Source organism: Azohydromonas sediminis (genome assembly GCF_003574675.1).
Classification (GTDB): domain Bacteria; phylum Pseudomonadota; class Gammaproteobacteria; order Burkholderiales; family Burkholderiaceae_C; genus Calidifontimicrobium; species Calidifontimicrobium sediminis.
In genome coordinates, this window is sequence record NZ_QOAZ01000034.1 from 19564 (window position 1) to 34639 (window position 15076).

18 protein-coding genes are annotated in these 15076 nt (G+C 71.7%); 3 read left to right on the forward strand and 15 right to left on the reverse strand.

Features of this window, described 5'->3' with window-relative positions:
- Positions 1–2: 2 nt before the first annotated feature.
- Positions 3–1403: a cytochrome b gene (locus DRV96_RS14800; protein ID WP_119292492.1), complete on the reverse strand. Its 1401-nt coding sequence runs from the start codon at positions 1401–1403 to the stop codon at positions 3–5.
- A 26-nt stretch (positions 1404–1429) separates the two neighbouring features.
- Complete coding sequence (gene petA / locus DRV96_RS14805; protein WP_119292494.1) at positions 1430–2023, reverse strand: ubiquinol-cytochrome c reductase iron-sulfur subunit; 594 nt, start codon at positions 2021–2023, stop codon at positions 1430–1432.
- Between the two features lie 243 nt (positions 2024–2266).
- Between petA and mscL the strand changes: the two genes are divergently transcribed.
- Complete coding sequence (gene mscL / locus DRV96_RS14810) at positions 2267–2701, forward strand: large conductance mechanosensitive channel protein MscL (RefSeq protein WP_119292496.1); 435 nt, start codon at positions 2267–2269, stop codon at positions 2699–2701.
- A gap of 177 nt (positions 2702–2878) precedes the next feature.
- A complete protein-coding gene (locus DRV96_RS14815) occupies positions 2879–5215 on the forward strand; it encodes a DUF1631 family protein (RefSeq protein WP_235823426.1) in 2337 nt (778 codons plus the stop codon).
- Positions 5216–5233: 18 nt separating this feature from the next.
- Here DRV96_RS14815 and pdxA read toward each other — a convergent pair whose 3' ends face one another.
- Positions 5234–6226: a 4-hydroxythreonine-4-phosphate dehydrogenase PdxA gene (pdxA, locus tag DRV96_RS14820; RefSeq protein ID WP_119292531.1), complete on the reverse strand. Its 993-nt coding sequence runs from the start codon at positions 6224–6226 to the stop codon at positions 5234–5236.
- 97 nt (positions 6227–6323) lie between these two features.
- Positions 6324–7082, reverse strand: coding sequence for a Nif3-like dinuclear metal center hexameric protein (locus DRV96_RS14825; RefSeq protein ID WP_419187058.1), 759 nt, complete (start codon positions 7080–7082; stop codon positions 6324–6326).
- A 12-nt stretch (positions 7083–7094) separates the two neighbouring features.
- On the opposite strand from DRV96_RS14825, the gene DRV96_RS14830 reads away from it, so the two are divergent.
- Positions 7095–8258 carry a trypsin-like peptidase domain-containing protein gene (locus DRV96_RS14830; RefSeq protein WP_119292500.1) on the forward strand — a complete coding sequence of 388 codons (1164 nt, stop codon included), beginning with the start codon at positions 7095–7097 and terminating at the stop codon, positions 8256–8258.
- 19 nt (positions 8259–8277) lie between these two features.
- Here DRV96_RS14830 and tatC read toward each other — a convergent pair whose 3' ends face one another.
- The 11 genes from tatC to pdeM all read right to left on the reverse strand — a co-directional run bounded on the left by tatC (position 8278) and on the right by pdeM (position 14975).
- Positions 8278–9075: a twin-arginine translocase subunit TatC gene (gene tatC / locus DRV96_RS14835; protein WP_119292502.1), complete on the reverse strand. Its 798-nt coding sequence runs from the start codon at positions 9073–9075 to the stop codon at positions 8278–8280.
- Between the two features lie 10 nt (positions 9076–9085).
- Positions 9086–9571: a Sec-independent protein translocase protein TatB gene (gene tatB / locus DRV96_RS14840; RefSeq protein ID WP_119292505.1), complete on the reverse strand. Its 486-nt coding sequence runs from the start codon at positions 9569–9571 to the stop codon at positions 9086–9088.
- Positions 9572–9626: 55 nt separating this feature from the next.
- Positions 9627–9869 carry a Sec-independent protein translocase subunit TatA gene (gene tatA, locus DRV96_RS14845; protein ID WP_119292507.1) on the reverse strand — a complete coding sequence of 81 codons (243 nt, stop codon included), beginning with the start codon at positions 9867–9869 and terminating at the stop codon, positions 9627–9629.
- A 65-nt stretch (positions 9870–9934) separates the two neighbouring features.
- The gene (locus tag DRV96_RS14850; RefSeq protein ID WP_119292509.1) at positions 9935–10285 is read right to left on the reverse strand and encodes a histidine triad nucleotide-binding protein; all 351 of its coding nucleotides are present in this window, start codon (positions 10283–10285) and stop codon (positions 9935–9937) included.
- Between the two features lie 33 nt (positions 10286–10318).
- Complete coding sequence (locus DRV96_RS14855) at positions 10319–10711, reverse strand: DUF4870 family protein (protein ID WP_119292512.1); 393 nt, start codon at positions 10709–10711, stop codon at positions 10319–10321.
- On the reverse strand, positions 10708–11100 hold the full coding sequence (locus DRV96_RS14860) for a phosphoribosyl-ATP diphosphatase (protein ID WP_119292514.1): 393 nt from the start codon (positions 11098–11100) through the stop codon (positions 10708–10710). Before DRV96_RS14860 ends, DRV96_RS14855 begins: the two co-directional genes overlap by 4 nt.
- Before the next feature lie 4 nt (positions 11101–11104).
- The gene (gene hisI, locus DRV96_RS14865) at positions 11105–11494 is read right to left on the reverse strand and encodes a phosphoribosyl-AMP cyclohydrolase (protein ID WP_119292516.1); all 390 of its coding nucleotides are present in this window, start codon (positions 11492–11494) and stop codon (positions 11105–11107) included.
- 13 nt (positions 11495–11507) lie between these two features.
- The gene (locus DRV96_RS14870; RefSeq protein ID WP_119292518.1) at positions 11508–11981 is read right to left on the reverse strand and encodes an NUDIX domain-containing protein; all 474 of its coding nucleotides are present in this window, start codon (positions 11979–11981) and stop codon (positions 11508–11510) included.
- A gap of 10 nt (positions 11982–11991) precedes the next feature.
- Entirely contained in the window at positions 11992–12870 is an 879-nt protein-coding gene (locus DRV96_RS14875) for an ATP-binding protein (RefSeq protein ID WP_119292520.1), read from the reverse strand.
- Between the two features lie 76 nt (positions 12871–12946).
- Positions 12947–14251, reverse strand: coding sequence for an META domain-containing protein (locus DRV96_RS14880; RefSeq protein ID WP_162911087.1), 1305 nt, complete (start codon positions 14249–14251; stop codon positions 12947–12949).
- 28 nt (positions 14252–14279) lie between these two features.
- Entirely contained in the window at positions 14280–14975 is a 696-nt protein-coding gene (gene pdeM / locus DRV96_RS14885) for a ligase-associated DNA damage response endonuclease PdeM (protein WP_119292524.1), read from the reverse strand.
- Positions 14976–15076 lie beyond the last annotated feature (101 nt).

Consider the following 15076-nt stretch of genomic DNA (forward strand, 5'->3'; position numbering starts at 1 on the left):
TGTCAGTGCGCCTTGAAGGCCACGCGGTCCGGCACCGGCTTGAACTCGCCGATGCGGGTCCACCACGGCATCAGGAGGAAGAAGGCGAAGTAGAACAGCGTGCCGATCTGCGACACGAGCGTGCCGACGTCCGACGGCGGCTTGATGCCGAGGTAGCCGAGCACGACGAAGAACACGACGAACGCCGCATACAGGTACTTGTGCCAGGTCGGCCGGTAGCGGATCGAACGCGCCGGGCTGCGGTCGAGCCAGGGCAGGAAGAACAGGATGATCACCGCGCCGCCCATCACGACGACGCCCCAGAACTTCGCGTCGAAGATCTTCAACAGCGCGATGCCGACGACGGCACCGACGATCGCCGCGAGCTTGCCCTTGCCCGACAGGCCGCCGACCAGCACCGCGAGCACGGCGGCGATCGCGATCACGACGACGAGGACGTTGACGAAGACGTCGGTCGTCGCGCGCAGCATCGAGTAAAACGGCGTGAAGTACCACACCGGGGCGATGTGCGCCGGCGTCTTCAGCGGGTCGGCGGGGATGAAGTTGTTGAACTCGAGGAAATACCCGCCCATCTCCGGCGCGAAGAAGATGATCGCGGTGAAGATCATCAGGAACACCGAGACGCCGACGATGTCGTGCACGGTGTAGTACGGGTGGAACGGGATGCCGTCGAGCGGCTTGCCGTTGGCGTCCTTCTTGGCCTTGATCTCGATGCCGTCGGGGTTGTTCGAGCCGACCTCGTGCAGCGCGATGATGTGCGCCACCACCAGCCCGAGCAGCACGAGCGGGATCGCGATGACGTGGAAGCTGAAGAAGCGGTTGAGCGTCGCGTCGCTGACGACGTAGTCGCCGCGGATCAGCAGCGCGAGGTCCTCGCCGACGAAGGGCACGGCGGCGAACAGGTTAACGATGACCTGCGCGCCCCAGTAGCTCATCTGGCCCCACGGCAGCAGGTAGCCGAAGAAGGCTTCGGCCATCAGGCACAGGAAGATCGCGCAGCCGAAGATCCAGATCAGCTCGCGCGGCTTGCGGTACGAGCCGTACAGCAACCCGCGGAACATGTGCAGGTAGACGACGATGAAGAACGCGCTCGCGCCCGTCGAGTGCATGTAGCGGATGATCCAGCCGCCAGGCACGTCGCGCATGATGTACTCGACCGACGCGAACGCGAGCTCGGCGTCGGGCTTGTAGTGCATCACGAGGAAGATGCCGGTGACGATCTGGATCACCAGCACCAGCAGCGACAGCGAACCGAAGAAGTACCAGAAGTTCAGGTTCTTCGGCGCGTAGTACTGGGCCATGTGGTCGTTCCACAGCTTGGACGCCGGGAAACGGTTGTCGACCCAGTTCATGAACTTGACGCCCAGCGGCGCGTCGGCGGGGACTTCCTTGAATTCAGCCATCGCGATCTCCTGAAACTGCCTGGAAATCAGGCCTTGTCCTCACCGATGAGGATCTTGGTGTCCGACAGGTACATGTGCGGCGGCACCTCGAGGTTGTCGGGCGCGGGCTTGTTCTTGAACACGCGGCCGGCCATGTCGAACGTCGAGCCGTGGCACGGGCACAGGAAGCCGCCCGCCCAGTCGTCGGGCAGCGACGGCTGCGCGCCGGGGGCGAACTTGTCGGTCGGCGAGCAGCCGAGGTGCGAGCAGATGCCCACCGCCACCAGCACCTCGGGCTTGATCGAGCGGTGCTGGTTCTTCGCGTATTCGGGCGTCGGGTAGGCCTTGCGTTCGGAGCGCGGGTCGGCGACCTGCGACTCGGTGTGCTTGAGCGACTCGAGCTGCTCGGGCGTGCGACGCACGATCCACACCGGCTTGCCGCGCCACTCGACAGTGAGCTTCTCGCCCGGACGCAGGCCCGAGATGTCGACTTCGACGGCGGCGCCGGCCGCTCTCGCGCGCTCCGACGGCGTGAACGACGCGACGAACGGCACGGCCGCGGCGACGCCGCCCACCGCGCCGGCGCCACAGGCGATCGCCACCCAGGTGCGGCGATCCTTGTCGACTTCGGGCTGGTTCATGAAGGTCCTCGGATTGACGTCGCGCTTCTTCCGCACCGTCGCCGCCTGCCACGGCGGGGCTGCCGACCACGGCTTCGATGCCGGCGTATCGCGCCTTCAGCGACCCGAAGAAGCAAGATCAACAAAAGATTCTAGCGGAGCGCGCCACCCCCGCCGCGCGGCTGCGGCCGCCGCCTGCGGAAGCGGTACAGTGGGCCGCGCGCCGCCGCAAGCCGACGCCATCACGAAACAGGAGGAACCAACGTGAGTCTCGTCTCGGAATTCAAGGAATTCGCCGTCAAGGGCAACGTCGTCGACCTCGCCGTCGGCGTCATCATCGGTGCCGCGTTCGGCAAGATCGTCGACTCCGTCGTCAAGGACCTGATCATGCCGATCGTCGGGCGCGTCGTCGGCGGGCTCGATTTCTCGAACTACTTCGTGATACTGGCCGACCCACCCGCCGGCTACAGCGGCCCGATGACCTACGAAGCGCTGACCAAGGCGGGGGTGCCGCTGTTCGCCTACGGCAACTTCATCACCGTCGCGCTGAACTTCGTCATCCTCGCGTTCATCATCTTCGTGATGGTCAAGCAGATCAACCGCCTCAAGCGCGAGGCCCCGCCCCCGCCACCGGCCCCGGCCGAGCCGCCGGAGGACGTCAAGCTGCTGCGCGAGATCCGCGACGCGCTGCGCAAGTAACGACGGGTAACAGACGCTTGCACTTCGGCGCGCGCGGCGCGCTGAAGTCGGCGCGGCCACCGTCGATATTGGTCGCACAGGGCGGCGGGCCCATCGTGCCGCGCGCCGCCCGCGGCCGACCCGACGTCTCCGATGAACGCGCCCCTGCCCCGCCCCCAAGCCGCGCTGCAATCTGCCGTGCGACGGCTGCACGACACGGCGCAGCAGGCCGCCCAGCGCTGCGTCGAAAGCCTCGGCCTGACGGCCCTGACGACGATGAGCGCGCGCGAGCGCGACGGCCTGCTCGCCGCCCAGTTCGAGCTCAACCGCAACCTGTCGGCGTTCGAGCTCGCGTTCGGCAAGCGGCTGCAGGAACAGGTCGAGCGCGCGCTCGACCCGTACCAGCCGTCCGGGCGCTCGCTCGAGGTCACCGACTGGACGGCGCTGCGGCTCGTGGACGACGCCGAGGTCGAGGCGCAGGTCAGCGCCGATCGCATGGGGCTGGCGATCCAGCACGCCTGCGAGTGGGAGCTGCGCGAGCTCGACGGCTACCTCGGCTCGCTGCTGCACCTCGAGCATCCCGACCACCAGCGCAACCCGCTGCGTCCGGAAATCATCGGCAAGGCGCTGGTCGCCGCCGTCGAGAGCGTGTCCGACCAGCCCCACGTGCGGCAGGTCGCCGTCAACGAGATCGGACGCGGGCTGGCGTCGATGATGCCCGGCGTGTACCGCGAAATCATTGCCGAGCTGCGCGACAGCGGCCTGCAGCCGTTGAGCCTGGCGCGGCGCACGACGCAACGCGGCGAGCTCGGCCGCGACACGGGCGCGCGCAGCTCGAGCCTCGGCGAGTTCGCCGCCGGCACGGGTGGCGCACACGCCGCGCCCGCGGCCGCCGCGCCGGGTGCCGGCACGCGGTTCGCCACGCACGGGGGCGATGCGCCACGTGCCGCGGCCGCGACGGGCGGCTCGACGATCGGCCACGTCGACGCCCAGCTGGGGGCTGTCATCCGGCGGCTCGCGCACTTGGGCGCCTCGATGCCCGACACCGGCGCCGGCGAGCACGGTGGCGACAGCGCCGCGCTGCCGGCGTCGTCCCACGGCAGCGGCGTCGCGGTGGCACCGAACCTGATCTACGCGCACCGCGAAGAACTGCGCCAGGCGTCGAGCGGCGCGCTCGACCACATGGTCATCGACGTGGTCGGCACGCTGTTCGAGCACATCCTGTCCGACCCGAAGGTGCCGCCGCAGATGGCGCGCCAGATCGCGCGCCTGCAGCTGCCGGTGCTGCGTGTCGCGCTGGGCGACATCACGTTCTTCTCGTCGCGCCGGCACCCGGTGCGGCGCTTCGTCAACCGCATCGCGTCGCTGACCTGCGCGTTCGACGACTTCAGCGACGGGCCGGGCAAGGAGTTCCTGCGCCTGGTGCGCGACCTCGTGCAGCAGATCGTCGAGGGCGACTTTGACCAGATGGCGCTGTACGAGCGCAAGCTCTCGGAGCTCGAGGCCTTCAGCGCCGCGCAGGCGCGGCAGGACCTGCAGGCCGCGGCCGCCGACGCGCCGCAGCTGCTCGAGGACAAGGAGCAGGCGCTGCTGCTGCAGCAGCGCTACGTCAAGCGGCTGGAGGCCGACCTGGCGGGGGTCGCGCTGCCGGAATTCCTGCGCACCTTCGTCGCGCAGGTCTGGAGCCAGGCCATCGTCCACCTCTCGCTGCGCCACGGCGAGGACAGCGAGCGCGCCCGGCGCGCGCGCCAGGTCGCGCGCGAACTGCTGCTCAGCGTGCTGCCCAAGGGCACGCCGGCCGAGCGCAAGGCCTTCGTGCTCGCGCTGCCGCCGCTGATGAAGGACCTCAACGAAGGTCTGGCGCAGATCGGCTGGCCCGAGGACGCGAAGAAGGTCTTCTTCTCGCAGCTGCTGCCGGCGCACGCCGAGTCGCTCAAGAGCGGCTCGATCAGCCAGCTCGACTACAACCTGCTGGCCAGGCGGCTCGACGCGATCTTCGGCGCACCGCTGCCGCGGCCGGGCGATCGCGTGCCCGGTGTCGCGCTGCCGGTGCTCGACGACGTCGTCGCCGAGCCCGTGTTCAGCGCCGACGAGGCACAGCGCGTGGGGCTGGTGTCGGAGAACGCCGTCGACTGGACGCAGAAGGTCGACATCGACCTGAGCGCCGAGGAACCCGTGCTGACCGCCGACGACGTGCGGCTCGAGGGCCTGCCGGCGCCCGACGCGATCGAGCCCGCCAGCGGCGCCGCGCTCGCGCAGCACGTGCAGGTGGGCGTCGTCTACCGCATGCACCTCGACGGCGAGTGGCACAAGGTGCGGCTGACCTACGTCAGCCCGAACCGCACGTTCTTCGCGTTCACCCGCGGGCGCAAGCACCAGCGCACGATCTCGATGACCTCGCGCATGCTGACGAAGATGTGCGAAGCCGGCCGCCTGCGCGCGTTCGAGAACGCGCACCTGCTCGAGCGCGCGACCGCCCGCGCGCGCAGGCAGCTCGCGGCGCTCGGCCAGGGCGCCAGCCGCAGCGTGCACTGACGCCGCCGCGGCTGCGCGCTATGCGCCGGCCAGCTGGCGCGCCATGCGCAGCGCCGCGCGCAGGCTGGCTGCGTCGGCCACGCCGCGGCCGGCGATGTCGAACGCGGTGCCGTGGTCGGGGCTGGTGCGCACGAACGGCAGGCCCAGCGTCACGTTGACGCCGTGCTCGACGCCGAGGTACTTCACCGGGATCAGGCCGTGGTCGTGCGTCATCGCGACGACGAGGTCGAACGCGCCGCGGCGCGCGCGCATGAACACGGTGTCGGGTGCGAACGGGCCCTGCGCGTCGATGCCCTCGGCGCGCGCGGCAGCCACCGCGGGCGCGATGACGCGGATCTCCTCGTCGCCGAACAGGCCGCCCTCGCCGGCGTGCGGGTTCAGGCCCGCCACCGCGATGCGCGGGCGCGGCTGGCCCCAGCGCGCCGAGGCCGTGTGCGCGATGCGGATCGTCTGCAGCACGGCGTCGAAGGTGACGGCGTCGATCGCAGCACGCAGCGCCATGTGGATCGTCACCAGCACGACCTTGATCTCGTCGTTGGCGAGCATCATGCGCACCGGCGGCGGCGTGCCGCCCGCGCCGGCCAGCGCCTGCAGCATCTCGGTGTGCCCCGGGTACGGCACGCCGGCGGCGGCCAGCGCCTCCTTGTGCACCGGCGCCGTGACGAGTGCCGCACCGTCGCCACGCTGCAGCGCCGCCACCGCGGCGTCGATGCAGCGCGCGGCCGCCGCACCGGCGCGCGCGTCGACGTGGCCCCACGGCAGCTGCGCGAGCCCGACGGGCAGCCCCGGCGGCTGCCACACCGCGATGCAGCCCGGCGGGCACGCCGCGGCGTCGGCCGGCGACTCGACGACGGCCAGCGGTACGCGCTCGGTCTCGGCGAGCAGCGCGAGGGCGCGCCGCATCACGGCCACGTCGGCGACGACGAGGGCCTGCGGCGGCGCGTCGACGCGGGCCTCGGCCGCGAGCGCGCGCAGCACGATCTCCGGGCCGATGCCGCAGGGGTCGCCCATCGTGACGAGCAGCGGCGCGCGGCTCACGGCGCGCCCCGGCGGCCGGCCCGCGACGCCGTGCCGGCAGCAAGAACGCTGGGCCTTCGCGGCACCGTGCTCATGCCGGGTTGTCGATGTCGATGAAGCGGTGCTCGAGTCCGAAGCGCTCGGCCACGTGCGCCGCCAGCGCCGGCGCGCCGTAGCGCTCGGTCGCGTGGTGGCCGCAGGCGAGGAAGGCCACGCCCGTCTCGCGCGCCAGGTGCGCCTGCGGCTCCGACACCTCGCCGGTGAGGAACAGGTCGGCGCCGGCAGCGATCGCGGCCTCGAAGTAGCCCTGCGCGCCGCCGCTGCACCACGCGACGCGGCGCACCGCCCGCCCGTCGCCGGGCAGCAGCAGCGGCTCGCGGCCGAGAGCCTGCGCGACGTGGCGTGCCACCGCCGCGGCGTCGCCGATCGCACCGGCATCGCCGATGAAGCCGAGGTCCTGCTCGCCGAAGCGGGCGTCGGCGCGCCAGCCCAGCCGCAGCCCGAGCTGCGCGTTGTTGCCGAACTCGGCGTGCGCGTCGAGCGGCAGGTGGTACGCGAACAGGTGGATGCCGTGCGCCATCAGCCGGCGCACGCGCTCGGCCAGCCAGCCGGTCAGCCGCCCGTCCTGCCCGCGCCAGAACAGGCCGTGGTGCACGATCAGCGCGTCGGCGCCGGCTTCGACCGCCGCATCGATCGCGGCGCGGCTCGCCGTGACGGCGCTGGCGAGCCGGCGCACGACGGCCGTGCCCTCGACCTGCAACCCGTTCGGCCCATAATCCTTGAACTCGCCCACGGCCAGCAAGCGGTCCAGATACGTCTGCAACTCGCTCGCGCGGACGTCGTTCGACACGGCCACTCCCTCATGCGCAGAACCTGGCTCATTTTCTCGCAGGCGGTCACGGTCGCCGTGGCCGTGCTGTTCGTCGTCGCGACGCTCAAGCCCGAGTGGCTGGCGCGCAACCCGGCGCGCGTGCTGCCCGAGATCGTGACGCTGCACACGGCGCCGCCGCCCGCCACCGATGCCTCGACCACCGCCGTCGCGCACGGCTACCGGCTCGCGGCGCAGCGCGCCGCGCCGGCGGTCGTCAGCATCGCCGCGAGCCGCGCACCGGCCGGCAACCCGCACATCGACGACCCGTGGTTCCGCTTCTTCTTCGGTGACCGCCAGCGCCAGGTGCAGCCGCAGGTCGGCCTCGGGTCGGGCGTGATCGTCTCGCCCGAGGGCTACGTGCTGACGAACCACCACGTGATCGACGGCGCCGACGACATCGAGGTGCAGCTTGCCGACGGCCGCACGGCGCGGGCGCGGCTGGTCGGCACCGACCCCGAGTCGGATCTGGCCGTGCTGAAGGTCGACCTGCCCGACCTGCCCACCGTCGTGTTCGGCGACCCCGGCAGCCTGCAAGTCGGCGACGTCGTGCTCGCGATCGGCAACCCGTTCAACGTCGGCCAGACCGTGACCTCGGGCATCGTCAGCGCGCTGGGCCGCAACCGGCTGGGCATCAACACGTTCGAGAACTTCATCCAGACCGACGCCGCAATCAACCCCGGCAACTCGGGCGGCGCGCTCGTCGACGTCGACGGGCAGCTGGTGGGCATCAACACCGCGATCTACTCGCGCAGCGGCGGCAGCCTGGGCATCGGCTTCGCGATTCCGGGCGACGTCGCGCGCGACGTGCTCGTCGCGCTGATTCGCGACGGGCGCGTCACGCGCGGCTGGATCGGCGTCGAGCCGCGCGACCTGACCCCCGAATTCGCCGAGCACTTCGGCCTGCCGGTGCGCAAGGGCGTGCTGATCACCGGCGTGCTGCAAAACGGGCCGGCCGGTGCGGCCGGCATGCAGCCGGGCGACGTCGTCGTGCGCGTCGGCGACCGCGAGGTGGCCGACACGCGTCAGCTGCTCGACGCCGTCGCCGCGCTGCGTCCCGGCACCGAGGTCACGATCGGCGTACAGCGGCGCGGCGAGCGGCTGGACCTGAACGTGCGCGTCGCGCAACGCCCCGCGCAGCCGCCACGCCAGCCTTGAGCGCTGCGGCGGCTCGCCGTCAGGCGTCGCCGCCCTGTTTGGCCTCCTCGGCGACGTCGGCCTTCTTGCCGAACAGCTGCGCGGCCCAGATGCCCGCCTCGTACAGCAGGCACATCGGGATCGCCAGCGCGAGCTGCGACACGACGTCGGGCGGCGTGATGATGGCCGCGATGATGAACGCCAGCACGATGAAGTAGCCGCGGAACTGGCGCAGCTTGTCGACGCTGACCACCCCCAGGCGCACCAGCACCATCACTGCCACCGGCACCTCGAACGCGAGGCCGAAGGCGATGAACATGTTCATCACGAAGCCCAGGTAGGCCTCGATGTCGGGCGCGGCCGTGATGCTCTTCGGCGCAAAGCTCTGGATGAACTTGAATACGCCGCCGAAGACGAAGAAGTAGCAGAACGCGACACCGGCGAAGAACAGGATCGTGCTCGAGATCACCAGCGGCAGCACGAGCCGCTTCTCGTGGCTGTACAGCCCCGGCGCGACGAAGGCCCAGACCTGGTACAGCACCACCGGCAGCGCGAGCATGAACGCTGCCAGCAGCGTGATCTTCAGCGGCACGAGGAACGGCGAGATCACGCTGGTTGCGATCATCGTCGCCCCCTCGGGCAGGTGCGACACCAGCGGCAGCGCGAGCAGGTCGTACAGCGCGCCGGGGCCGGGCCACAGCGACAGTGCGCCGAACGCGACGCCCACCGCGATCAGCGAGCGGATCAGCCGGTCGCGCAGCTCGATCAGGTGCGAGACGAACGGCTGCTCGGTGCCGGCCAGTTCGTCTTCGTCGTGCGGACCCTTGGGCGCGCTCATGCCGCGGCCGTCATCCCCGCAGGCGCGGCGGGCGGAAGCGCGCCACCCGCGCGGCGCCCGACAGCGCGCGCGTGCGGATGCCGTGGCGCTGCTTGTACCACTGCGGAGTCGCACCGCGCTTCAGACGCCAGTTCTTCTTCGGGTGCCGGTACTCGGGCACCGGCGTCGACAGCGGCGCCGACGCGCCCGACGACCCGTCGAGCCCCGCGGTGGCCTCGCTCCAGGTCTTGTCGAAGTCGGCTTGCGCTTCGCGGATCTCGTGCTGCACGCTGGTCTCGACGTCGCGCGCCGCCTGCTCGAACTGCGTCTTCATCTTCTTGAGCTCTTCGAGCTCGATCGAGCGGTTCACCTCGGCCTTGACGTCGGCGACGTAGCGCTGCGCCTTGCCGATGAAATGCCCCACCGTGCGCGCGACGCGCGGCAGCTTCTCGGGGCCGATCACGATCAACGCGACGGCGCCGATCAGCGCGAGCTTGTCGAAGCCGAACTCGATCATGCGGGTCGGGGGCCACCGGACGCGACGGCAAGCGCCGCCGCGGCCCGGCCGGCACTCAGGACTTGGTGCGCGCCTCGACGTCGACCGTATTCGGGTCGGCCTGCTTCTGCGCGTTCGTCACCTGCTGCGGCTTGCCGGCAGACTCCTCGGGCGTGTCCATGCCACCCCTGACGCCATCCTTGAAGCCCTTGACCGCCTGACCGAGGTCCGAGCCGAGGTTCTTCAGCTTCTTGGTGCCGAAGATCAGCACCACCACCAGCAGCACGATCAGCCAATGCCAGATGCTGAACGATCCCATGTCGATCTCCTAAGGATGAATTTTCAATTCTAGGGGAGCCCCCTTCGCTGCGCCGGCCACGGGCCTCAGCCCCGCTTCCACGGCCGCGGGCCGCCGAACGCGTGCATGTGCAGGTGCATCACCTCCTGCCCGCCGTCGCGCCCGGTGTTGATCACCTGCCGGAACCCGTCTGTGACCCCGAGACCGCGCATCAGTTGCGGCACCAGTACCATCATGCGCCCGAGGACGTCCTGGTGCTCCGGCCTCACGTCGGCCATCGACACGATGTGCTGCTTGGGCACCAGCAGAATGTGCACCGGCGCCCACGGATTGATGTCGTGGAACGCAACAATGGCGTCGTCCTCGTGAACCTTCTTCGCCGGGATCTGGCCGGCGACGATCTTGCAGAAGATGCAGTGGGGGTCGGCGGAGTTCATGGTCGGGCCGGGTGGGACGGTGGAACGAAGGACTCAGACCGGCATCGGCTTGCGGTCGTTCAGGCTGAGCCAGCCGCGCGCGACCCGGTACAGGAACCACAGCGAGATCAGCCCCCAGGCGATCCAGCCGGGCACGATGAAGAAGAACCACAGCGGCAGCGTCAGCACGTACAGCACCGCTGCCCACACGACGCTGCGGATGCGCCAGCGGAAGTGCGATTCGTGCCAGGTGCCGGCGGCGTCGGCCCTCTTGACGAGGTCGATCACGAAGGCGGCGATCAGCAGCACGATGCTCGGCTGGAACGCCGGCACGACGGCGCCGATCGCCACCACCGCGTGCAGCGCGTAGCTGAGGTGCCCGACGTTGCGCAGCGACTGGTCGCGCCGCGCCTCGGCGTCGCGGGTCGGGTCGACGATGTCGTTCATTGCTGCTGCGCCTGCGCGGCTGCACGCCGGCGATCGTCGTCGCCGCCGTCGGCCTGCTCGCGCTCGCGCGCCTTGCGCAGCGCGAACTCCTCGAGTCCCGACAGCCCCTCGCGGCGCTCGAGCTCGGCGAGCACCTGCGCCGGCGTCAGGCCGAAGTGCGCAAGCGCGACCAGCGAGTGGAACCACAGGTCGGCCGTCTCGGCGACGATCTTCGCGCGGTCGCCGTCCTTGGCCGCCATCACGACCTCGGTCGCCTCTTCGCCGACCTTCTTCAGGATCGCGTCGGTGCCCTTATCGAACAGGCGCGCGACGTAGCTGCGCTCGGGGCTCGCCCCCTTGCGCGACTCGATCACGGCCGCCAGCCGCGCGAGGGTGTCGTTGCCGTCCATGCGTCTAGCGGTAGATGAGCTCGGGATCCTTCAGGACCGGATCGACGGAAATCCAGCGCCCATTGTCGTAGCGGCGGAAGAAACAGCTGTGACGCCCGGTGTGGCACGCGATGCCGGGCTCGTGGCCGTGCTGCGTGACCTTCAGCAGCACGACGTCGCCGTCGCAGTCGAGCCGCACCTCGTGCACCTGCTGCACGTGGCCCGACTCCTCGCCCTTGTGCCACAGGCGGCCGCGCGAGCGGCTCCAGTACACGGCCTCGCCACGCGCGACGGTGGCCGCCAGCGCCTCGCGGTTCATCCACGCGACCATCAGCACGTCGCCGCTGGCCGCCTCCTGCGCGATCGCCGGCACGAGGCCGCGCTCGTCCCAGTTGACCTCGTCGAGCCAGTCCATGCGGGCAGTGTAGTCACTCGGCGTGCGTCGCGCCGGTGTGGCCGCGCTCGGCGGCGAACCAGCGCAGCACCGGCACCGTGCCCGGCAGCACCGGGCGCACCTCGACGGGCAGCGTCTGCCACGCCATGCGCTGGCCCTCGCGCATCTCGAAGGCGCCGGTCCACGCGAAGACCTTGCAGAAGTGCAGCCGCACGAGCGCGTGCGGGTAGTCGACGAGCTCCTGCCGCCACGGCTGCACGGCGCCGATCGTGATGCCCAGCTCCTCGTGCAGCTCGCGCCGCAGCGCCTGCTCGACCGACTCGCCCGCCTCGAGCTTGCCGCCCGGGAACTCCCAGTAGTCGGCGTAGACCTTGCCCTCGGGGCGCGAGGTCAGCAGGAAGCGGCCGTCGGCGTCAATCAGCACGCCCACCGCGACGTCGACGGGACGCCGCGTCGGCGGCGGCCCGACGTCCCCCTGGCGGCGCGGCGGCTGCGGCTCGACGCCCACCTGACAGCCCTCAGCCCTCGCCGCGCCCGGCGTAGTCGCGCGCGAACTGGTAGGCGACGCGCCCCGAGCGCGAGCCGCGCTCGAGCGCCCACACGAGCGCCTCGGAACGCGCGGCGTCGATGCGCGCCTCGTCGACACCGAAGTGCCGCAGCCACTGCGCGACGATCGCGAGGTACTCCTGCTGGCTGAACGGGTAGAAGCTGATCCACAGCCCGAAACGCTCCGACAGCGAGATCTTTTCCTCGACGACCTCGCCCGGGTGCACCTCGCCGTCGTCGGTGTGGGTGTAGGTCAGGTTCTCGCGCATGTACTCGGGCAGCAGGTGGCGCCGGTTGCTGGTCGCGTAGATCAGCACGTTGTCGCTTGCCTGCGCGACCGAGCCGTCGAGGATCGACTTCAGCGCCTTGTAGCCCGGCTCGCCCTCGTCGAAGCTCAGGTCGTCGCAGAACACGACGAAGCGCTCGGGCCGGCCCGCGACGAGGTCCACGAGGTCCGGCAGGTCGACGAGGTCGGCCTTGTCGACCTCGATCAGCCGCAGCCCCTGCGGCGCGAACTCGTTCAGGCAGGCCTTGATCAGCGAGCTCTTGCCGGTGCCGCGCGCGCCGGTCAGCAGCACGTTGTTGGCCGCGCGCCCGGCGACGAACTGCGCCGTGTTGCGCACCAGGCGCTCCTTCTGCGGCTCGATCTCCTTCAGGTCGGCCAGCCGGACCGTCGCGACATGGCGCACCGGCTCGAGCCGCCCGCTGCCGCCGCGCTTGCGGTAGCGAAACGCGATCGACGCGCCCCAGTCGGGCGCGTGCGGCGGGTGCGGCAGCACCGTGTCGAGGCGGTCGAGCAGGCGCTCGGCGCGCTCGACGAGCGCGAGCAGGGCATCGGCGGGCAGGGTCATGCCGGGCGGGCGGTGGGTCGCGGAGGGCGGCAGTGTATCGGCGCGACCGCCGGAAGCAGCGCCCGGCCTGCGGTCCTCAGCGCCGCGCGACCAGCCGGTCCCCGTCGCCGGCCACGAGCACCAGCGCGCCATCGGCGGCGATCTCGAAGCGCGTGACGCGCTCGAGCAGGCGCAGGAAGCGATCCTCCTGATCCATCTGCGGCGGCGGGCACGCCATGCGCGTGGCCACGGCGGGACCGATGCGAAGCCCCTCGCCGTGCAGCTGCCACGGCGCGCTGAACCGGTTGCACGACGCCGAGCCGGTCAGCCGGCCGTCGCTGCCGAAACGCAGCGTGACGCGCGTGCGCTCGGCGAGTGCGCGGCCGTCGAGCCGCTCGACGCGCCACTCGTCGCCGACGAGCAGCTCGCGCGGGTCACCGCCACAGCCGCTGTAAGTGCGCGCGCCGAGGCTGACGCTGACCTGCAGCGGGTGCGGCATGCCGGTGGCCACGTCGGCGCAGACGCGCTCGCGCACCGTGACCGCCAGCGGCCCGTCGCGCGTCGTCGTGACCTGCCGCCAGCCGTCGCGCAACGGCTGCGCCGGCGGCGCCGGCACCTCGATGCGCCGGCGACCGAAGTCGAGTTCGAGCACGAGCCGGCGCGCATCGACGTCGAGGCGCCAGCTCGGTTCGTGACCGCGCGCGGTCCACGCCGTCGGCGGCGTCGTGCCACCGGCGGGCGGCGTCTGCGCGACGCACTCGGGCTGCGCGCGGCCACGCAGCGACAGCGTCGCGCGGTCGCCGCGGGTCCACAGCCACGTCGTCGGGTCGTCGACCGCCTCGTAGCGCGCCCCCGACGCGGTGGGCACCTGGCGCATCTCGTGGCGGCGCGCGCCGACCGTCATCGTCACGCGCTCGCCGCGGCCGATGCCGAGCTGGACCTCGACGTCGCCGCACTGCCACGCGCTCGCGAACGCGAGGTCCGGCGCCGACGCGAGCCACAGCGTGCCCAGTGCGACCGGCCCCGCGGCGCGCACGTCGACCGCGACCGTGTCGGAGACCCACGCCGGGCGGCCGTCGGCGAGCACCGCGGCACGCAGCGCGTAGCGCCGGCCGTCGACGAGCGCGCGCCGGTCGACGGCGAGCTCGAACGGCAGCGGCACCTGCCGCCCCTGCGGCGCCCAGCGGCGCTCGGCGACGACGCGCCCGTCGCCCGGCTCGGTGACGTCGCGCAGTTCGACCACCGCCTGCGCGTCGAGCGGCAGCGCGATGCGTGCGCGGTAGCTCAGCGAACCGGTCACCACCAGCGCATCGGCCGGCGGCACGACGCCGGTGCAGCCCGCCAGCATCGCCAGCCCGATCCAGGCGACGATCGCCCCCAGCCCACGGCGCAGCCATGTCATCGTCGGCTCCCCTTCCACGCTGGCGGCATCATCGCGCAGCCGGCTGGCGTCGACGCGAAAGCCCGCCGTCCGGCTCGATCGCCAGCACTTCGCCGTCGCCGACGACGAACAGCCGGCGCGCCGCGCGCCGGTCGACCGCGTGCATGCCGGTGAAGGCGCCGAAAGCCGGCAGCACGCCGACATCGTCGCCGAATGCGAAGCACGGCAGCCGCAGCCGCTCGACGCCGCGGCCGAGGTGCACGCAAGGGTGCAGGTGGCCGGCGAGCACGTAGGCGCCGGGCACCGGCCGCGGGTGGTGCGCCAGCGCGAGGCCGCCGAGCCGCCACGGCTCGTCGACGACGTCGATGCGAAGCGCCGGCGGCGGGTCGCCGGCACGGTCGTCGTGGTTGCCACGCACCAGCATCAGCGCCAGCGTCGCGTGCCGCTGCCGCCAGCGCGCGAGCGCGCCGAGCGTCGATGCCGCGTGTGCGCGCGGCGAGTGCAGCAAGTCGCCGAGGAACACGACGCGCGCGACCGCGTGCCGCTCGACGAGCTGCGACAGGGCGTCCAGCGTCTGCGTCGTCGTGCCGCGCGGCACCGGCACGCCCAGGCGCCGGAAGCTCACCGCCTTGCCGACGTGCGCGTCGGCGACCAGCAGCGTCGCGTGCCGCGGCAGCAGCGCCGCGCGCTCGGGCAGCAGCACGAGCGTCTCGCCGCCGACGTCGACGGTGGCCGTCGCCGCCACGGCGCGCCTCAGAGGCTGAGAGGCAATTGATCGCCGCAGACGCCCGTCGGGTTGGCGTCAGGGCCAGAGGAACGAACGTCACGCGGCGCTGCTGCGCGGGT